The organism is Nocardia araoensis NBRC 100135 (assembly GCF_000308435.1).
Lineage (GTDB): Bacteria > Actinomycetota > Actinomycetes > Mycobacteriales > Mycobacteriaceae > Nocardia > Nocardia araoensis.
Window position 1 is genome coordinate 1 of the sequence record NZ_BAFR01000030.1, and the last position, 20643, is coordinate 20643.

At 70.0% G+C, this 20643-nt stretch carries 12 protein-coding genes; 8 read left to right on the plus strand and 4 right to left on the minus strand.

Annotated features, from left to right (window positions below; all coding sequences use genetic code 11):
- From ON21_RS03855 to ON21_RS03865, 3 genes are all read left to right on the plus strand, one after another.
- On the plus strand, window positions 1-7594 hold a 7594-nt coding region (locus ON21_RS03855; RefSeq protein WP_039795372.1), incomplete at its 5' end, for a non-ribosomal peptide synthetase.
- Window positions 7595-7831: 237 nt separating this feature from the next.
- A complete protein-coding gene (locus ON21_RS03860) occupies window positions 7832-8821 on the plus strand; it encodes an alpha/beta hydrolase (RefSeq protein ID WP_039795390.1) in 990 nt (329 codons plus the stop codon).
- A 131-nt stretch (window positions 8822-8952) separates the two neighbouring features.
- Window positions 8953-10194, plus strand: a complete 1242-nt coding sequence (locus ON21_RS03865; RefSeq protein WP_051020308.1) for an Nramp family divalent metal transporter — start codon at window positions 8953-8955, stop codon at window positions 10192-10194.
- A gap of 22 nt (window positions 10195-10216) precedes the next feature.
- Here ON21_RS03865 and ON21_RS03870 read toward each other — a convergent pair whose 3' ends face one another.
- Together ON21_RS03870 and ON21_RS03875 are read right to left on the minus strand one after the other, a co-directional pair.
- On the minus strand, window positions 10217-11242 hold the full coding sequence (locus ON21_RS03870) for an SDR family oxidoreductase (RefSeq protein WP_039795376.1): 1026 nt from the start codon (window positions 11240-11242) through the stop codon (window positions 10217-10219).
- A 48-nt stretch (window positions 11243-11290) separates the two neighbouring features.
- Window positions 11291-12106: an enoyl-CoA hydratase gene (locus ON21_RS03875; RefSeq protein WP_039795379.1), complete on the minus strand. Its 816-nt coding sequence runs from the start codon at window positions 12104-12106 to the stop codon at window positions 11291-11293.
- A 127-nt stretch (window positions 12107-12233) separates the two neighbouring features.
- Here ON21_RS03875 and ON21_RS03880 point away from each other — a divergent pair, with 127 nt between their 5' ends.
- Window positions 12234-13502: a TetR/AcrR family transcriptional regulator gene (locus tag ON21_RS03880; protein WP_051020304.1), complete on the plus strand. Its 1269-nt coding sequence runs from the start codon at window positions 12234-12236 to the stop codon at window positions 13500-13502.
- A gap of 235 nt (window positions 13503-13737) precedes the next feature.
- Here ON21_RS03880 and ON21_RS03885 read toward each other — a convergent pair whose 3' ends face one another.
- Window positions 13738-15264: an aldehyde dehydrogenase family protein gene (locus tag ON21_RS03885; protein ID WP_039795381.1), complete on the minus strand. Its 1527-nt coding sequence runs from the start codon at window positions 15262-15264 to the stop codon at window positions 13738-13740.
- A 365-nt stretch (window positions 15265-15629) separates the two neighbouring features.
- Between ON21_RS03885 and ON21_RS03890 the strand changes: the two genes are divergently transcribed.
- From ON21_RS03890 to ON21_RS03900, 3 genes are read left to right on the plus strand one after another with little or no spacing between them, the layout of a single operon-like run.
- On the plus strand, window positions 15630-16613 hold the full coding sequence (locus ON21_RS03890; RefSeq protein WP_039795394.1) for an ATP-binding cassette domain-containing protein: 984 nt from the start codon (window positions 15630-15632) through the stop codon (window positions 16611-16613).
- Window positions 16614-16648: 35 nt separating this feature from the next.
- On the plus strand, window positions 16649-17434 hold the full coding sequence (locus ON21_RS03895) for an ABC transporter permease (RefSeq protein WP_245562454.1): 786 nt from the start codon (window positions 16649-16651) through the stop codon (window positions 17432-17434).
- Window positions 17431-18309, plus strand: a complete 879-nt coding sequence (locus ON21_RS03900) for an ABC transporter permease (protein WP_039795385.1) — start codon at window positions 17431-17433, stop codon at window positions 18307-18309. Before ON21_RS03895 ends, ON21_RS03900 begins: the two co-directional genes overlap by 4 nt.
- Window positions 18310-18340: 31 nt before the next feature.
- Here the strand turns inward: ON21_RS03900 and ON21_RS03905 are convergent, their stop codons facing one another.
- A complete protein-coding gene (locus tag ON21_RS03905; protein WP_039795387.1) occupies window positions 18341-19537 on the minus strand; it encodes a lycopene cyclase family protein in 1197 nt (398 codons plus the stop codon).
- A gap of 390 nt (window positions 19538-19927) precedes the next feature.
- On the opposite strand from ON21_RS03905, the gene ON21_RS03910 reads away from it, so the two are divergent.
- The coding region (locus tag ON21_RS03910) for an alpha/beta hydrolase (RefSeq protein WP_245562455.1) at window positions 19928-20643 on the plus strand (716 nt) is incomplete at its 3' end.

Here is a 20643-nt window from a genome sequence, read left to right on the forward strand (position 1 = left end):
GTTCGTCAACACGTTGGTGCTGCGCACCCGGGTCGCGCCCGGTCTCGGCTTCACCGAACTGCTGGCCCGCACGCGGGAAACGGACCTGCGCGCCTTCGCCAACGCCGACATCCCGTTCGAGCGGCTGGTCGAGGTGCTGGCCCCGGAGCGCTCGGCCGGTCGTCATCCGTTGTTCCAGGTCGCGCTGTCGTTCGAGAACCTGGCCACGACCGGCTTCGAGCTACCCGGCCTGAGCTTCGCCGCGCTGGACCCGGCCGCCGAAACCGCCAAGTTCGACCTGCTGCTGACCGTGCGGGAGCAGCGTACGGAGTCCGGCGCGGAAGCCGGTCTCGCCGCAGCGTTCACCTATGCCCGCGACCTGTTCGACGAACAGACCGTGATCGAGTTCGGCCGCAGGTTCCGTCGCATCTTGTCCGCGATCGCCCTGCACCCGGACACCGCCGTCGGCGATCTGGAGATCCTGGACGACTCGGAGCGCGCGGACCTGCTCACCCGTACCGGCGCACCCGCCGTGCCGGCGCGCACGCTGCCGGATCTGATGGCCGCCGCCGTCGCGGCGAATCCGGACGGTATCGCCGTGGTCGCGGACGACCGCACCTTCAGCTACGCCGAACTCGACGCGGCCTCCACTCAATTGGCGCGTGCACTGATCGACCGCGGCGCGGGACCGGAGGCGCTGGTCGCCATCGCGATCCGTCGTTCGGTGGAATCCGTGCTGGCGCTGTGGGCGGTGGCCAAGACCGGGGCGGCCTTGGTCCCGATCGACCCGACCTATCCCGCCGACCGCATCGCGCACATGGTCGCCGATTCCGGCGTGGCACTCGGCGTGACGCTCACCGCCGAGCTGGACAACCTGCCCGTCCTCCCCGGCGGCTGGCTCGCCCTGGACGATCAGGACTTCACCCTCGATGTCGCCGTGCGCTCGGGCCGGCCGTTGCGGCCAGGCGAACTGCGCGGACGGCTGCACGCGAGCAACGCCGCGTACGTCATCTACACCTCCGGCTCCACCGGCGTGCCCAAGGGCGTGGTGGTCACCCACGCGGGCCTGGCGAATTTCAGCGCCGAGCAGGTGGAGCGCTACCGGCTCGACCGATCCACCCGCGCGTTGGCGTTCGCGTCGCCGTCGTTCGACGCGTCGATACTGGAACTGCTGCTCGCCTTGGGTTCCGCGGGCGGACTCGTGGTGGCGCCGCCGCTGACCTTCGGCGGTGCCGAACTGGCCGAGCTGATGCGCGCCGGAGGCGTCACGCACGCCTTCCTCACGCCGTCGGTGCTCGCGTCGCTCGATCCGGACGCGTTGCCGGGGGTACGGGCCATCGTGGCGGGCGGCGAAGCGGTACCCGCCGAGCTGGCCGCCAAGTGGACGACCGCGCCGGAGCGTGATTTCCACAATGGTTACGGGCCGACCGAGACCACCATCATGACCAACATCAGCGATCCGCTGCGGCCCGGCGAGCCGGGCACGATCGGCGGACCGATCCGCGGCATGCGATCGCTGGTGCACGACAGCAGGCTGCGTCCGGTACCGGAGGGCGTCACGGGCGAGCTGTATCTCGGCGGCATCCAGCTCGCGCGCGGCTACCATGCCCGCCCCGCGCTCACCGCCGCCCGCTTCGTGGCCGACCCGTACGGCGTACCCGGCGAGCGGCTCTACCGCACCGGCGACCTGGTGCGCTGGCGCCGCGCCGAGGGCGCACCGGTCCTGGAATATGTTGGCCGCAACGACTTCCAGGTGAAGGTGCGCGGTTTCCGCATCGAACTCGGCGAGATCGACGCCGCGCTCACGGCGCAGCCCGAAGTCGGCTTCGCCGTGACGCTGGGACGCGAAACCGGTTCCGGTGCCACCATGCTGGTCTCCTACGTGCTGCCCGCCGAGGGCGCGACGGCCGACCCGGCCGTACTGACCGAGCGGATCGGACGGACGCTGCCGGAGTACATGATTCCGGCGGCGATCGTCGTGCTCGACGCGATTCCGCTGACACCAGTGGGCAAGCTGGACCGCAAGGCGCTGCCCGCGCCCGAGCCGGACACCCGCGCCTACCGGGCGCCGCGAACCCCCGCGGAACTGGTGATCGCCGAGGTCATCGGCGAGGTGCTCGGCGTCGAACGGGTCGGTCTCGACGACGATTTCTTCGCCCTCGGCGGCGACAGCATCGTGTCCATCCAAGTGGTCTCCCGCTCGCGCGCCCGCGGCGTGACCTTCGCGCCGCGGGATGTCTTCGAATGCCGGACCGTCGCCGCGCTGGCCCGCGCCGCCGCGGTGGCGGGCGGCCCCGGTGACGAGGCGGGCGAACTGCCGCTGACGCCGGACGCGGCGCGGATGCTGGACGAAGGCATCGAAGTGCGGGCCATCGCGCTCGACGTCCCCGAGACCTGCTCCGTGGAGACGGTGCACGGCGCCGTGGTCGCCGTGCTCGATCAGCATCCGATGTTGTGGGTGCGGTTGGGGTACGGCGACGACGGCACGCCGGTGCTGCGTATTCCCGCCCCGGCCGAGCGCACCGGCGAGGCGTTCCGCAGGCTGGACCCGCAGGACGGGGAGAGTTCGCTGCCCATCGACGACGTGGTACAGGCGGCCGCGGCCGCCCTCGACCCCGAGCAGGGCCGCAATATCTACTTCGTGCTCACCGGCGGTCCCGAGGCGCGCTCCACACTCATCGTCGTGGCCAGCAGCCTCGTCGTCGACGACGTCTCCTGGCGGGCGGTCGTGGACCAACTGACCGCACGGTGGGAACGGGCGCGCCACGCCGCGCCCGCGAGCACCGAATCCGGCCTCGGCGCGCTCATCAACGCGCTGTCGGCCAAGGCGCACGATCCGGTCACCGTCGCCGAAATGGATTGGTGGCGACTGGCGCTCGGCTCCGTCCCGGAGGGTGCGGGATCCGAGGGACGAGATCTGCGCGCACGCAGCCGGGTGTCGCTCACCATCACGGCGGAGGGTGCGGCGGCCGTCGCCGCGGCCGCAGAGGCCTACCACGCCGGAATCGACGACATCCTGCTCACCGCGCTGGCGCTGGCCCTGCAGACCTCGGCGGGGGAGACCGTCACGCGCGCCATCGGTTCGGTCGTCCGGCTGTCCGCCGACGGTCGTGCGGCCACCGATGCCGACGCGGCGAGCACGGTGGGCGGCTTCGTCACCGAATATCCGCTTCCGTTGCGGCTGAGCCGGATCGACATCGAGGAGGCACTGATCGGCGGCCCCGCGGCGGGCACAGCGATCGCGCAGATCAAGGAACTGCGGCGGTCGGTGCCCTCGCGCGGTGTCGGCTACGGCTTGTTGCGCCACCTCAATGCCGAGACCGCCGCCGAACTACGCGGGCTCGGCCGCGGGCGGTTCGCGCTGTGCTACCGGGACCTACGTCCGGCGCGAGTGCACACCGACATCCCCTCCGACGACCTGCTGCTGGTGCTGACCGTGGATGCCACCGACGACGGCCTGCTGGCCCGATTCGACTTCGCCGCCGCCGCATTCCGCGCCGAGGACGCCAAGGTTTTCGCCGAGCACTGGATTCGCGCGCTCGGCGGCCTGGCCGAGCACGGCCTGCGCCCGGACGCGGGCGGCTACACGCCCTCGGACTTCCCGCTGGTGCGGCTCAAGCAACCCGACATCGACCGCTTCGCCCGCGCCTACCCGGACCTCACCGACGCCTGGCCGCTCACGCCGCTGCAATCGGGCATGCTGTTCCACGCCCTGCTCGCGGAGCACTCGGTCGACGTCTACACCATCCAGTTCGTGCTCGATCTCGGCGGCGCGGTGGACGCCCGCCGGATGCAGGCGGCCGCGCAGGCGGTGCTGGACCGGCACGACAACCTGCGCGTCGCCTTCGCCGACGACAGCGAGGGCAAGCCCGTGCAGATCGTGCAGGACTCGCTGGAGGTGCCGTGGCGGCTGGTCGATCTGTGCCGGCTGGAACCGGCCGCGGCCGGAGCCGAGTTCGAGCGGATCAAGGCGGCGGATCTGGCCGACCACTTCGACATGCGGACCGCGCCGTTGCTGCGGTTCGCGCTGATCCGCTCCGCCGCGGCCCGCTACCACCTGCTGGTGACCAGTCACCACATCCTCGTCGACGGCTGGTCCATGCCGCTGTTGACCAAGGAGTTGCTCACCCTGTACGCGTTCGGCGGCAATTCCCGGCACCTGCCCTCGGTGCCGCCCTACCGCGACTACCTGGCCTGGCTGGTCGCTCAGGACGCGGAAGCGGCCCGCTCCGCGTGGCGCGCCGCGCTGGCCGGTATCACCGAGCCGACGCCGCTGGCGCCGGTCGATCCGGGCCGCGAGATCGCCGCGGGCGTGGGCGAAGTCGGTTTCGAGCTGTCCCCGGCCGACACCACCGCGCTGACCCGGCTCGCGTCGGGGCTCGGCGTGACGGTGAACACCGTGGTGCAGGCGGCTTGGGGGCTGCTGATCGGTCGCACCGTCGACCGTGACGACGTGGTCTTCGGCGCCACCGTGTCCGGCAGGCCGCCCCAGCTCGACGGCGTCGAGGCGATGGTCGGCCTGTTCCTCAACACGATCCCGGTGCGGGTGCGACTCGACGCGACGGGCACCCTCGGCGGGCTGCTGCGGCAGCTCCAGGCCGAGCAGGCGGCCCTGCTGGACTACCACTACCTGGGGCTGAGCGACATCCAGGAAGCCGTCGGCATCGAGGGGCTGTTCGACTCGCTCGTCGTGTTCGAGTCGTTCCCGGTGGACCGGGACGGCCTGGACCGGGCGGGCGCCATCGACGGTATGAACGTCACCGGCGTCGGCGCGGTCAACGGCACCCATTACCCGTTCACGGTGATGGTGGTGCTGGACAACCAATTGCGCGTCTCGGTGAAGTACCTGCGCGACGTGATCGACGAACCGGCGGCGCTCAGGCTCGCCCAGCGGCTCTCGGCGCTGATCGGCCGCTTCGTGACGACTCCGCAGGCGCGCGTCGGCGAGATCGACGTGCTGCTGGAGGACGAGCGCGCCGAACTGGCCGCGCGCAACGCCACCGACGTGCCGGAACTGCACGACGGCGCGACGCTGCCGTCGCTGTTCGACGCCCAGGTGGCGCGCACGCCGGACGCGCCCGCGGTGCGCTTCGGTGACACCACGCTCGGTTACGCCGAATTCGACTCGCGCGTCCGGGCCTTGGCCGTCGAGCTGATGCGCTGGGGCGTCGGCCCGGAGACGCTGGTCGCCGTGGCCATGCGGCGCGGCATCGACTTGGTCGTCGCGATCTACGCGGTGCTGCGGGCCGGTGGCGGTTACGTCCCGATCGATCCCGACCACCCGGCCGAGCGCAACGAGTACGTCCTCGGCAGCACCGCTCCGATCTGCGTCCTGACCACCACCGCGGACGGGTTCGACACCGCGACCGGTGTGCCGGTGGTCGCGGTGGACACGCTGTATCTGCCTCCGTACGACGGCCCGTGGCCGCAGGAGGAGGTGCATCCGGACACCGTCGCCTACGTCATCCACACCTCCGGCTCCACCGGTCGCCCCAAAGGCGTGATGATCACGCACCGGCAGATGGTGAACCAGTTCCGCTGGGCGCAGTCGGCCTACCCGCACGACGGCGGCGACGTGGTGCTGCACAAGACGCCGATCACCTTCGACATCTCCGCCTGGGAGTTGTTCTGGCCGTTGCAGACCGGCGCGTCGATCGTGATCGCCGCCCCCGACGGGCACCGCGACCCGGCCTATCTGGCCCAGGTCATCGTCGACAACGCGGTGACCACGGCGCATTTCGTACCGTCGATGCTGGATGCGTTCCTGGATCCCGCGGCAGGCTCGACCGCGGCGTACCCGTCGCTGCGCCGGGTGTTCGCCGCGGGCGAGGCGTTGTCCGGGGAGACCGCGACGAGGTTCGCCGCGATCGTGCCGGGCGCCGAGCTGATCAACTGGTACGGCCCCGCCGAGGCCACCGTGGTGACCGACCATCCCGTGCGCGACACCGCCGCGGTGGCGGTTCCGATCGGCGTGCCGGTGGCCAACACCAGGGTGCACGTGCTCGACCGGCAGTTGCTGCCGGTGCCGCCGGGCGCGGCGGGCGAGTTGTACGTCGCGGGTGTGCAACTGGCGCGCGGCTATCTCGGGGCTCCGGCCGGCACCGCCGAACGTTTCATCGCCCACGAGGCCGGCGCCCGGCTCTACCGCACCGGCGACATCGTGCGCTGGCGCGACGGCGCGCTGGAGTACCTGGGCCGCAGCGACTTCCAGATCAAGCTGCGCGGCCAGCGCGTGGAACTCGGTGAGATCGAGGCCGTGCTGACGAGTCATCCGCAGGTGCGGCATGCCGCCGTCGCGGTGGTGCGTGGCGCCGTCGGCGACCGGCTGGCGGCCTATGTCGTCGTCGCACCGGGGGAGACCCTCGACGAAGCCGCGTTGCTGCTGCATGCCCGCGCCGCGCTGCCGTCGTACATGGTTCCGTCGGCGGTCGTCGCGCTCGCCGAACTCCCGCTCAACGCCAGCGGCAAACTCGACCGCAAGGCGCTGCCCGAGCCCCGGCTGGTGGCCCGTCCGTACCGCGCGCCGGGCACGCCGCTGGAGCGCACCGTGCTCGAGGTGTTCGACGAGGTGCTCGAACCCGGCGCGGGACACCGGATCGGAATGGACGACGACTTCTTCGACCTCGGTGGCACCTCGTTGGTCGCCACGCGGGCGGTCAGCAGGCTGCGCACGCTCACCGGCGCCGAGGTGCGGGTGCAGTGGTTCTTCACCGATTCCACCCCGGCGGCTCTGGCGGCCCGGATCCTGGCCGCGCTGGCCGACGATCACGACTACGACCAGGACTCGAACGCGGCGCTCGGCGTCCTGCTGCCGATCCGCACCATGGTCCCGCACGACGTGGCCGCCGCCGAGCCGCTGTTCTGCCTGCATCCGATGTACGGATTGTCCTGGTGCTATGCGGGACTCGCGCGCTACGTGCCCGCGAGCACGCCGATCTTCGGCCTGCAGTCGCCCGCGCTCACCGAGGAGGGCTACCTGCCGGAGTCGCTGTTCGAGATGGCGCACCGCTACGTGGCCGAGATCCGCGCGGTGCAGCCGCACGGACCCTACCGATTGCTCGGCTGGTCGCTCGGCGGTGTGCTGGCGCACGCGGTGGCGACCGAGTTGCAGGCCGCCGGCGAGGAGATCGGCCTGCTGACCATGCTCGACAGCCACCCCGACATCGATGTCACGGACTTCCGCGCGGCGATCCGCGAGGCGCTGGCCGAACTCGGCATCGGCGCGGACGCCCTGCTGCCCGGTGCGGGCGACATCCACGATCTGAGCGAGGACGCGCTCGCCGCGCTGCACGCCACCATCCCGCCGGACATGGCGGTGCTCACGCCGGACCGGGTGCGCCGGATCTACCGCAGCGCGGTGCGCTCGGCCGAGCTGATCGCCGCGCACCGGCCTGCCGTCTTCCGCGGCCGATTGGACTACTTCAGCGCGGCCGGTCACGACACCGCGGCGGCCGGCTGGCAACCTTATGTCGACGGTCGGGTGGACGATCATCCCGTCGGTGTCGCGCACGATCAGATGACATCGCCGGAAGCGCTCGCGCAGATCGGCCCGCGATTGTCCGAGTTGCTCGATCCCCCGGGGTGGGAAGCGACACGAAATATGGGGCGGTCATGATCGAACCGACACCGTTCCGGCATGATAGGGCAACGGTGCGGTAACGAAGTCCACTGTTGGGACGACTACATAGGCCGTATGGTCGGGCGGATGCCTGGACATCCACCCCGGCGTGTGGGGCATGCAGAGCGAATCTCGAGACGAAGCGAAGGTGCGAAATTGATACGTCGACAGAGCCGGCGCGGCGGCCTGCGGGCCGCGGCCGCGATCGCGGCAACCGCGGTGCTCGCGGGAATGATGACCGGTCTCGGCACGTCCAGCGCGACAGCTGACCCGATCATCGATTCCAAGACTCTGTTGGGCAACCCGGTCTCCCCGGACGGTTCGCGTATCACCAAAGCCGAGTACAAGGACGCGCGCAGCATCCGGCTGTACGTGTACTCGGCGGCGATGGACGAGAAGATCATCATCGACGTTCAGCGCCCGGCCGACGCCTCCGTGCCGCGTCCGACGCTGTACCTGCTCAACGGCGCGGGTGGCGGCGAGGACGAGGCCTCGTGGCAGGCGAAGACCGACGCGCTGCAGTTCCTGTCGGACAAGAACGTCAACGTGATCCAGCCGATCGGCGGCAAGTGGAGCTACTACACCGACTGGATCAAGGACGACCCGGTGCTCGGCCGCAACAAGTGGAAGACGTTCTTCACCGAGGAGCTGCCCCCGCTGGTCGACGGCGCGCTGGGCACCAACGGCGTGAACGCCATCGCGGGCCTGTCCACCTCGGGCACCACGGTGCTGGCGCTGCCGATCGCCAAGCCGGGCCTGTACAAGGCCGCCGCGGCCTACAGCGGCTGCGCGCAGACCAGTGACCCGGTCGGCTCGGAGTTCGTCAAGCTGACCGTCGAGACCTGGGGCGGCGGCAACACCGACAACATGTGGGGTCCGGAAGGCTCGCCGGACTGGGTGGCCAACGATCCGTACGTGAACGCCGAGGGGTTGCGCGGGCTCGACCTCTACATCTCCACCGGCAACGGCCTGCCCGGCCAGTACGACACGCTCAACGGTCCGTACGCCCTTCCCGGCGCGTACGGTCTGGCCAACCAGATCGTCATCGGCGGTGTGATCGAGGCGGGCACCAACTACTGCACGCACAACCTGAAGAACCGGCTGGACCAGCTGGGCATCCCGGCCACCTACAACTTCCGCGACTCGGGCACCCACTCCTGGGGCTACTGGCGCGACGAGTTCCAGCTGTCGTGGCCGGTGCTCGCGAAGGGTCTCGGTATCTGACCTGAAGGAGCCGGGGCGCCCGGCCTGCTTCCACCGACCGCCTGGTCACCGCTGTCGCGGGACCAGGCGGTCGTCTTTGTGGGGTAACCGTCACTAAAAGTTCGGGAGGCCGTAAAATCTAGTTCGTGGGTATTACGTTGGTCGAATCGACGAAGTCCGTCACCGGGCGAGCGCGTGCCGCGACGGTTCTGCTGGGTCCGGCATTCGTCGCGGCCATCGCGTACGTCGATCCCGGTAATGTCGCGTCCAATATCAGTGCGGGCGCGCAGTTCGGCTATCTCCTGGTCTGGGTGATCGTCCTGGCCAACGTGATGGCGGGGCTGGTCCAGTACCTCTCGGCCAAGCTCGGCCTGGTCACCGGGTGGTCGCTGCCGGAGGCGGTGCGCGCGAAGGCCCGCGGCCCGGTGCGGCTCGCCTACTGGGCGCAGGCGGAGACGGTCGCGGTCGCCACCGACCTGGCCGAGGTGGTCGGCGGCGCCATCGCGCTGCATCTGCTGTTCGGCCTGCCCATGCTGGTCGGCGGCCTGATCACCGGCGCGGTATCGATGGGTCTGCTGCTGGTGCAGGACCGCCGCGGCCAGCAGCCGTTCGAGCGGGTGATCACCGGAATGCTCGCGATCATCGCGATCGGATTCCTGGCGAGCGTGGTCATCGCCCCGCCGTCGGCCGCCGACACGGTGGGCGGCCTGCTGCCGCGCTTCCAGGGCACCGAGAGCGTCCTGCTCGCCGCCGCCATGATCGGCGCCACGGTCATGCCGCACGCGGTCTACCTGCACTCCGGCCTGGCCCGCGACCGGCACGGACAACCTGCCGCGGGGCCGCTGCGCACCAGGCTGCTGCGGATCACCAAGGTCGACGTCGGGCTGGCCATGATCTTGGCGGGCACGGTGAACATGGCCATGCTGCTGATGGCGGCCAACACCCTGCGCGGCCGGGACGTCGAGACCATCGAAGACGCGCACGCGGCCGTCGGCGACGTACTCGGCCCGGCCGCCGCGCTGCTGCTCGCGATCGGCCTGCTCGCCTCCGGCCTTGCCTCGACGTCGGTGGGCGCCTACGCGGGCGCGATGATCATGCAGGGCCTGTTGCACCGGCGGATTCCGCTGATCACGCGCAGGCTGATCACGCTGATCCCGGCCATCGCGGTCCTGGCGCTCGGGATCGACCCGACCCGCGCGCTGATCATCTCCCAGGTGGTGCTGTCGTTCGGCATCCCGTTCGCGCTGATTCCCCTGGTGCGTTTCACGAGTGACCGCACGCTGATGGGCGCGGACGTCAACCGCCGCGTGACCACCGCGCTGGCCTGGGCCGTCGCGGCGATCATCTCGGTGCTCAACGTCGCTCTGATCTATCTCACCGTCACCGGGCGGTAGCCCGCCCGGTGCGGCGCGCCGATCAGACCCAGTTCTCGATCCAGTACTTCCAGATGCGCGGCGCGTAGGCCTCCAACGGCGGAACTCTGATGTCGGTGCCCGCCAGGGCCGCGCTGGTGTGCCTGCAGTCGAACCAGCAGGCGAATTCGCTGTGCTCCAGCACGTCCAGGGGCACGCCGACCCGGGGCAGCAGCCAGTTCGCGCCGGGGACCCGCAACACCATGTTCAGGGTGCGCTTGGGCATCACCTCGACCAGGTGCGGCGCGCCCGCCTCGTCGGCGAACAGGTTCAGCGCTTCGACCGCGCTCTGCCTGCGCGGATCCACCAAGTGGTAGGTGATCTTGTCCGAGCCGGGGCGATGCGCGATGTGATCGAGGGCGCGGGCCACGAAATCCACCGGGACCATGTTGGTCTCGCCCAGTTTCGGCACCAGCACCGGTAGCAGCCTGGGCAGCTGCGCGCCCATGCGCAGCAGGCGGAAGAAGTAGTACGGGCCGTCGATCCGATCGATCTCGCCGGTCCTGGAATGCCCGATCACGATCGACGGCCGATAGATCCGCCAGCGCAGCGACGATTCCCGCACGATCCGCTCGGCCTCGAACTTCGCGCGCTGCGTCGGGGTGGCCAGCGCTTGGCCGTGATCGAACATGTCCTCGGTGAACAGGCCCTCGCTCGACCCGGCCACCTCCACGGTCGAGACATGGTGCAGCTGGCCGACGCCCAGTTCCTCGGCGACGTCGACCAGGTGCCTGGTCCCGCCGCCGCGTTCGGTCAGGTCGTAGCCAGCGGCCAGATGGAAGACGTGCTCGATGGCGCCGCGATGCCGGGCCAGCCAGGTCGGGTCGATGCCCAGCCCCGGGGCGCCCAGATCGCCACGCACCGGACGGACGCGGTCGCCGCCCGCCCATTCCTGCGCGCAGCAGGCGAACCGGTCGGCCGAGGCGTCGCCCGGTCGCACCAGCACATGGATGTCACCCTCGCGTTTCAGGAGCTCAGGGATGAGAAAACGACCGATGAACCCAGTTGCCCCGGTAACCAGGTAAGTCATAGCCGATGAACATAGTCGCCTGTCGGTTGCTACGTTCCGGCGGGCCGATCAGTCGGCGAAGACGGGCTTGCGCTTGCTGAGCATCGCGGTGGCGCCTTCGATGAAATCGGCGGAGCGCAGCAACTCGGTCTGCCCCGCCTTCTCCGCGGCCAGGGCCGCGTCCAGTGACGCCAGCGTGGCCTGGTTCAGCGCTTGCTTGGTTAGTTCCAGCGCGCGACGCGGACCCGTGGCGATCTTCTGGACCCCGGCCTCCACCGCTGCGTCGAGTTCGTCGTCGGGCACGACTGCGGTGAACAGACCGGCGGCCGCGGCTTCCGGGGCGGGCAAGCGCTCGCCCAGCAGCGCCATCCGTGCCGCCAGCGGCCGGCCCGCCGCCGCGGCCACCAACGCGGCCGCCCCGCCGTCGGGCATCAGGCCGATGTTGATGAAAGCCAGCAGGAGGTAGGAGTCCTCGCTCGCGTAGACCAAGTCGGCCGCCAGCGCGATGCCGACGCCGACGCCGGCCGCGGCGCCCCTGATGCGCACGATCACCGGGACCGGCGCGTCGACGATGGCCCGCACCAGCCGGTTCGCCGCGTCCATCACCATGTCCGAGGTGATGCCCCGCTGTGCTTCGTCCGCGCTGGCCGAGAGATCGGCGCCGGTGCAGAAATCGCCGCCCTCGCCGGTCAGCACGATCGCCCGCACCGCGCGGTTGTCGGTTGCCGCGCGGAAGGCATCCCCGAGCGCGACCATGGTGTCGTAGTCGATGGCGTTCTTCCGCTTGGGGTTGGTGATCGTGATCCGGAGCACCCTGCCGTCTTGGACCGCGGTGAACTTCGCGGCGGCCGGGGCGGCCGGGGCCGCGGAATCGTTGTTGCTCACGTTTGCTCCTAAGCTGGAATTCGGCGGACGCCAGGCCGTGAATAGTGGTTAACTTTGCGAATTGTGGTTAACTTAGGTTCCATTGTCGGGCGCTGTCAACCAGCGCCGCCGGAGAACGGAGAGGTGCATGGTCGCGGATCGCAGCGAGGTCGATCTCGCTCCCGCGCGCCCCGAACCGGGCAGAAGGGCGAGCGCTGAGGGCGCGCCGTCGGTGCGCCGCCGTCCGAAGGACCGCAAGGTGCAGATCATCCGCGCGGCCGCCCGCGCGTTCAGCGAACGCGGCTACTACCCGGTCGGCGTGGACGAGATCGCCGCCGAGGTCGGCATCTCCGGTCCCGCCCTCTACCGGCATTTCACGAACAAGTACGCGCTGCTGGTCGCCGCCGCTGAGGAGGGGGCGCAACACCTGCTGAGCGTCGCCGAGGGAGCCGACGACGACCGGCTCGACCCCGCGCGGCGCGCGGACGCGCTGATCCGGGCGATCAGCGAGCACACCGTCGAGATCCGCCGCGAGGCGGGGCTCTACCGGTGGGAGCGCCGCTATCTGGAGCGGGACGATCGCGTCCGGATCAAGAAGATCTACGACGACCTGAACAACACCCTCGCGGCGCCGATCGCGCTGCTGCGGCCCGAGGCGCCGCCCGCGGACGTGGCCATGCTGGCCGCGGGCGTGCTCAGCGCGATCGCCAGCATCGCCGCGCACCGCACCGCGCTGTCGAGCGCCCGGCTGCTTCCGCTGCTGCATCAGATGTCCTGGGCCATCCTGCGCACTGAACTGCCGCCCGCCCCCGCCGAACCGGATCCCGGCCCGCCCGTGCGCGGCATCCCGGTGACCTCGAAGCGGGAACAGCTGCTCACCGAGGCCATCCGGATCTTCGGCAGGCAGGGGTATCACGAGGCGAGCATCGAGGAGATCGGCGCCGCCGTCGGCATCAACGCCTCCAGCGTGTACCGGTACTTCGCGAGCAAGGCCGACCTGCTCGCCGCGGCGTTCCACCGCACAGGAGACCGGCTGGCCATCGCGATCACCGAGGCGCTGGCCGAGGCGACGAGCCGGGCGGACGCCGCGCGGAATGTGGCCGAACGCTACGCGAAACTGAGTTTCGCCATGCCCGAGATCATGGCGGTGTACTACGCCGAGTTCGGCAATCTGCCGCAGGCCGAGCAGCACAAGCTGCGCGCCATCCAGCGGCAGAACGTGCTGGAGTGGGCCAACCTGCTCGACGGCGACCCGGTGGAAGCGCGTTTCCGGGTGCACGCCGCCATCAGCCAGGTGATCGATGTGGGCAGGCTGATCCGATTCGATTCCCGCCCCGCGCAGGTGGCGCGGGTCACCGCGCTCATGGACGCGGTGCTGCTCGCCGAAGAGGCACCGCCGGACAACGTCCGCCATTGAGCCGCGCATGGCCGCAGCGGAGGCGGAGGTGCGCGGAAAGGCGTTGCCACGTCCGCCGTTGGTCCGCGCATGGCCGCAGCGAAGGCGGAGGTTCCGCTGAAAAGGCGCTGTCGGACGTCGTCCGCCGTTGTGCCGCGCATGGCCGCAGCGAAGGCGGAGGTTCCGCTGAAAAGGCGCTGTCGGACGTCGTCCGCCATTGTGCCGCGCATGGCCGCAGCGAAGGCGGAGGTTCCGCTCAGGGACGGCGACCGTGCCGGATCCGGAAGATCGCCCTGGCCAAGCGGAGGTGGCGCGGGTGCCGGTCGAACGTGGACAGGTTCACCGGCGCCTGGTACCGCTTGCGGGTGATGGCCAGGGTCCGGCTGAACTCCCGCAGTCCCTGGTCGCCGTGGCTGTGGCCCTGGCCGTATTCGCCCACGCCGCCGAAGGGCAGCGCGGGAATGCCCGCGTACGCGGTCGAGGAGTTGATGGTCACCACTCCGACGCGCAGTTGCTCGGCGAACGCCTCGATCTCGTGCACATCCCTGGTGAACACCGACACCGCCACATCGGTGCCCACCGCGTTGATCCGCTCGGCGGCCTCGTCCATGCTCGCCACCTTGTTCACGATGAGCACCGGGCCGATGCCCTCGCCGGTGATCGCGATGCTCTCCTCCGGAACCTCGGCCAGCACGATGGGCTCGATGTAGGGGTCGCGAATGGAGTCGAGCCCGCCCACCACCGCGCGGCCGCCGCGGGCCACCGCGTCGCGCACCTGCCTGCGCACCACGTCGACCTGTGACTCCATGATCATCGGGCCGTAGGACGCCTTCCGGTCGGCGCCAGGCCGCAGCTTGCGCGCCTGCTCCGCGACCAGGTCCAGGAAGCGGTCGTAGACCGACTGCGCGACATAGGCCCGCTGGATGCCGGTGGCGTTCTGCCCGGCGTTGGCCATCGCGCCGAACACGGCGGCCTCGGCGGCGTCGTCCAGCTTCGCGTCGACGTGCACCACCATGCTGCCCTTGCCGCTGCGCTCGACGACGACCGGCGTCATGGTCTGCGCGCACACCGAGATCACCTCGCGGGCGCCCGCCTCGGAACCGGCGTAGGCGATCTTGTCGATCTTCGCCCGGCACAGCGCGGTGCCGGTGCCCTTGTCTCCCGTAACCACTTGCAGCACCGGTTGATTCGGTGCGAGCCGGGACCAGCTGTCGGCCAGCCACACGCCGACGCCGGTGGTCAGCTCGTGCGGCTTGAACACCACGGCGTTGCCCGCCGCCATCGCGTAGGCGATGGAACCCATCGGGGTGAACACCGGGTTGTTCCACGGCCCGAGCACTCCGACGACGCCCAGCGGCAGATAACCGACAGAGGCCCGCTGATTGCGGGTGAGCCAGTTGGAGCCGATGCGCCGCCGGTCCAGCGCGCGGCCCGCGTTGCGCGCGGCCCAGTCCAGGTCCTCCACCGCGAGCATGACCTCGATCGCCGCGTCGGCCACCGGCTTGCCGGTCTCCTCACACAGCAGGGCCACCAATTCGCCGGAGCGCCTGACGATCTCGCGTTTCCAGTCCAGCAGCCACCGCTTCCGGCTGCTGAATCCGAGTTCGGCCCACCATTTTTCGGCGGAGCGGGCCGCGCGCACCGCGCGATTCAGTTCGCCCGCGCTCATCACGGCGTAGTTGCCCACGACCTCGCCGGTGCGCGGGTCATAGGACGTCAGGACGTTCGTTCGGCCCGTTCCTCCCGGACGCGCCGCCAACCGTGACTGCGCGGACTCGGCCATGATCACCTCTCGCAGTGTCGAAACCGGCGTGCGGACCGCTCAGCGGGGCCACAGCCGTGGACGAGTGAGTGTTTTCCCCCGCAAAGCAGACTATGGTCTGGCGCAGCGGACCGACAAGGCTCGGCCGCGGGCTCGGCCTCCGTACCGGATCGCGCTCACCAGCGCCGATCCTTTGCGCGGCGAACGGGCAGCGGGAAATGTGAGTAAGGACACAGTGGGCGCGCGCTGGTGCGGGTACCTCACGCGACGCGAAAGCCGGGGCGATCGGGCCGGTAACATCACGCCGAGCGCGACGGATCACCAATCCGAGCGTGCGCCTGCGCTCGGGCGACCTGGTCGCCGTACCGGCCGATAGTGGAGAGTTGATGCCGAGTTCCAACCAAGCAGATTCGCATGCGAGTGAGCCTGCGGTCCGGGTAGCGGACGTCCGCAAGTCGTTCGGCGATGTGCATGCACTGCAGGGCGTCAGCTTCGTCGCCGAACGCGCTTCCGTCCTCGGCATCCTCGGGCCCAACGGCGCGGGCAAGACGACCATGGTGAAGGTCCTCTCCACGTTGCTGCGCCCCGACTCCGGCACCGCCGTCGTCGCCGGGTACGACGTGCTGAAGGACCCGGCGGGCGTGCGCCGATCGATCATGATGACCGGCCAGTACGCGGCGCTGGACGAGAACCTCTCCGGCCGGGAGAACCTCGAGCTGTTCGGCAGGCTGATGGGCCTGGGCAAGTCCGCCGCCCGCAAGCGCGCCGACACCCTGCTCGAGGAATTCGATCTGGTGAGCGCGGGCCGCCGGGCCGTGCGCAACTACTCGGGCGGCATGCGCCGCCGCGTCGACATCGCCTGCGGGCTGGTCGTGCGCCCCGAGGTGGTGTTCCTGGACGAGCCGACCACCGGTCTGGACCCGCGCAGCAGGCAGGGCGTCTGGGATCTGGTGACCGCGCTGAAGACCCAAGGCATCACGGTGCTGCTGACCACGCAGTACCTGGAGGAAGCCGATGTGCTCAGCGACAACATCATCGTGATCGACAAGGGCACGGTGATCGCCGAGGGCACCGCCGACGAACTCAAGGAGAAGACCGGCGGCAGCTACTGCGAGGTCGTCCCGCTGGACCAGAAGAAGCTGCGCACCGCCGCGTACGCCCTCGGCGACCTGGTGCCGCCCGCGGTGCTCGCCGATATCGACGGCGGCGACCGGCTGTCCATCCCGGCGCCGGAGGGCGCCGCCACGCTGACCGAGGCGCTGCGCAGGCTCGACAGCGCCGGTGTCGAGCTGGCCGACATCGCGCTGCGCCGCCCCTCGCTCGACGACGTGTTCCTGTCCATCACCGGCCACTCGGGCGGGCGAGCGTGACCGCTGCGACCGCCCCGGAGCACACCCAGGCAGAGGTGACGTTGTTCGCCGAGCTGCCCGCGGCGCGGCTGTCGTCGTTCGCGCAGTGGCGCGCGCTGACCGGCCGCATCGTCCGCACCATGGCGACCAAGGGCGAGCTGATCGTCGCGGCGGTCACGCCGCTGATCTTCACCCTCGGCTTCTATCTGCCGTTGCGCTACGTGATGAAGATCCAGGGCGTCGACTACGCCCAGTACGTCATGCCGATCATCGTGTTGCAGACCATGGCCTTCACCATGATGTCGAACGCGCAGCTGGCCGCGTTCGAGGCGATGACGGGCCTGAGCACCCGCCTGCAGACCATGCCGATCGGGACGCTGGTGCCGTTCACCTCGCGCATCTGCGCCGGGCTGGTCCGGTCGGTGACCTCGCTCACCGCCGCGGTGCTGTTCGGGTACCTGATCGGCTTCCGCTTCGTGGCCGGCGCCGGCCAGGCCGTGCTGTTCTGCGCGTTCTCCCTCGCGGTCGGCACGGTGCTCGCGGTCGGCGCCGACGGGCTCGGCAGTCTGACCAAGAGCCCGGAGTCGCTGAGTCAGGCGCTGACCCTGCCGACGCTGATCTTCGGCATGCTCTCCTGCGGGTTCGTCCCGGAACGCAACTTCCCGGAATGGATTCGCCCGTTCGTGCGCAATCAGCCGATCTCCCAGTTCTCCTTCGCGCTGCGCGACATGGCGGCCGACGGTGTGACCTGGCAGGTGCTATGGGTTCCGCTGGTGTGGTTGATCGGGCTGGCGGCGGTGTTCACCCCGGTGGCGATCTGGGCGAGTGTGAGGCGGTCATGAGTTCGGTGGAATCGACCGTGGAGCGCACCGCGGGGCAGGTCGAGGAGTTCGAGGGCCGCCCGGCCGAGCCGCTGCCCGTGGTCCGGGCCCGGCCGGAAGGGTCGCTGGTCACCTGGGTGACGCAGAGCCTGATCCAGTGCAAGCGGCTGCTGCTGGTCTGGGCGCGTGATCCGGCGACGACCATCCAGACGCTGGTGTATCCCGCGCTCACCTTGGTGATGTTCTACATCGTGCTGAACAAGCCCGTCTCCGGGGCCACCGGCATGCCCGCCGTGTACGGCACGGTCCCGTTGTTGACGTTGGTCGCGGCGATGTCCGGTGCGGTGGTCAGCGCCCTCGGCTTCAAGACCGAGAAGATGACCGGATTGCTCGGCCGGTTCTGGACGATGCCGGTGCACCGCGCGGCGGGATTCACCGGCCGGCTGCTCGCCGAGGCGATCCGCGTCCTGGTGACCACGGTGTTCGTCGTCGCGGTCGGCCTGCTGCTCGGCTTCCGGTTCGATCAGGGACCGGTCGCGGCGCTGGCGTTGATCGGCATCCCGGTGCTGTTCGGGGTGGCGTTCGCCGTTCTGGTGACCGCGCTGGCCACCGTGTCCGAGGGCGTGATGCTGGTGAACATCATCGGCATGATCAGCACGCTGCTGATGTTCTTCAACTCGGGTTTCGTTCCGGTCTTCGCCTACCCGATCTGGTTGCAGGACGTGGTGGCGCACCAGCCGATGAGTTGCGCGATCGATGCGATGCGGGGGTTGTCCTACGGCGGCGCGGTCGCCGACCCGCTGCTCGAGACGCTCGCTTGGACGATCGGGATGATTGTCGTCTTCGCCTACCCCGCGATCAGGGGATACCGGCGGGCCGCGGAAACCGGGCCGTAACCATACGCGTCGCCGTGCGCCGGGTTCCGATTCATCGGACCCGGCGTTCGGCGTCTTCCCGCGGTTCGGCGAAGTCGTAGTCCAGCCAGCGGTTCCGATTTCGCCAGCCGACCAGGTCATAACGCCAGTGGAACGGCCAGGTATGCGCGACCGTGTCGAACAACACCGCGCCCAGCGCCGTGTAGTCGTCGTGTGCGGAGAGCAGGGCGCGCTGACCGCGTGGGGAGGCGCTGAAGAACGCGTCGAACATGGCGATGGACTGTTCGGTGGTCAGCCTGCCGAGGCCGTAGAGGCCGCGCATCCGCATCCAGTACACCAGTCGCGCGCGCGGCGGCCAGAGCGCGGCGACGGGGTCGCGGCCTTCGCGCAGCGCGGTGATCGCGGTGTCGACCAGCGCCAGTGAGTCGGCGACGCTGTAGCCGGTGCACGGGTGCATCATGCCGCCGCGCGAACCGAACGGAATCGCCCGCGCTTCGCCTCTCCGCGGCGGCGGCTGGTCGAGCGGATAGTGCGCCGCTTCGCTCGGTTCGGCGCCGGTGAGCCGGATACCGTGCGCGGCGAGGCGCACGAGGGTGCGTCTGCGCAGTTCGTGTTGCGGCATGCCGCCCCGGAGGCCGAGGCTGGTCTCCTCGAAGATCACCGTGCCGTCGCCCAGCGGCACCGCGTAGAGGAACGACGGCGGCTCGTCCGGACCCGCGCCGTTCTCCGGCCGCCAGTCCAGCAGCAGGCCCTCGCCTTCGGTGACCATCGGCGCGGCCGTCTCGGCGTCGACGAAGATGCCGTGCGCGCTCGCCGCCCTGCGGCGTCCCAGCGGGGGCAGCCCCCGCGTATCGAACACCGCCGCCGCCCGGTGCACCGTGCCGTCGGTGAGTTCGACCTCGTGCGCGTCCACCCGCGTGGCGCGGCCCGCCACCACGGTGGCGTCGTCGAGCGGCAGCGCCGTGCGCAGACCGGGTTTGGACAGCACGCAGTAGGGACGGTCGATGCGATGCTCGGTCTTCGTCCACACCGTGGGCGCCGGGATGGTGGTCGCGATAGCCGTGGGCGGCAGCCACTGCGGCAGTTCGTCCACCCAGCAGGAGAAGGTGGGCGGCCACAGCCGGTCGGGGCGGGGGTCGATCGCGGTCACCGACAACCCCGCGACCATGGCGCGGTGCGCGAGCGCCCGTCCGGTGGGACCGAGCCCGACCACGCACACATCGACTTCCCGGTCCCCGCTGACACCCATAGGGGCATTCAATCCGGTGTGCCGACGCAAGCGCAACTAATTCCGCGCCTGATGCCCAAGGAATTCGGGTCTGGCTATTTCGGGATCGGCTGGATTCGAACCGGCGAGAATTCCGGTTGTCGGACATGCCCCCAGAATCGGTGGCCCAGCAACTTCAGTCGTGAATCGGCCCGGGACAGACCATAGCCTGAGTCCGGAACGCGAGGCGTTCCGGGATTCGGGATAAGGGGAGTCATGAGAGGAAGCCACCTCCGCCGGCTGCTGTCGTTTGCGGTCGTCGCCGGGGCCGCCGCCGCATCGGCGATGGTGTCGGTGCAGGCTCAGGCGGCGCCCGCGGAGTCTTCTATCGTTTCCGTGCAGGAGCACAATGCGCGGAGCCTGACATTGACGGTGCATTCCGCCGCCATGGATCTCGATATTCCGGTGGAAGTGCAGCGCGCCGCGGACACGAGCGTTCCCCGGCCGGTGCTGTATCTGCTGCTCGGCGCGGCCGGTGGCGTCGACGGCTCCACTTGGGCCACGAAGACCGACGCGATGCAATTCCTCGCGGACAAGAACGTGCACGCGGTCACGCCGATCGGCGGCATGTTCAGCTACTACGCGGACTGGGAGAAGGACGACGCCAGGCTGGGGCGCCAGAAATGGCGGACCTTCCTGAGCAGCGAACTGCCGCCGCTGATCGACTCGTATCTCGGGACGAGCGGGCGCAATGCCCTCGCGGGTTTCTCGATGTCGGGGACCACGACGCTCGCGCTCGCCGCGACCACGGGTGAGCTGTTCTCCGGTGTCGCCGCCTACAGCGGTTGCGCGCAGACCAGCGATCCGGTCGGCCGCGAGTTCGTCCGGCTGACCGTCGAGGAGTGGGGTCTCGCGGAACTGGACAACATGTGGGGACCCGCGGGCGACCCGCAATGGGTGGCCAACGATCCTTACGTGCAGGCGGAGGGATTGCGCGGAAAATCCATCTATATCGCCAGTGGAAATGGCATCCCCGGCGTCTACGACCGGTACGGCGGGAGATATTCGCTGAACGGTCCGTGGGGTTTCGCGAATCAGCTCGTCGTCGGCGGTGTGATCGAAGCGGCCACCAATTATTGCTCGCACAA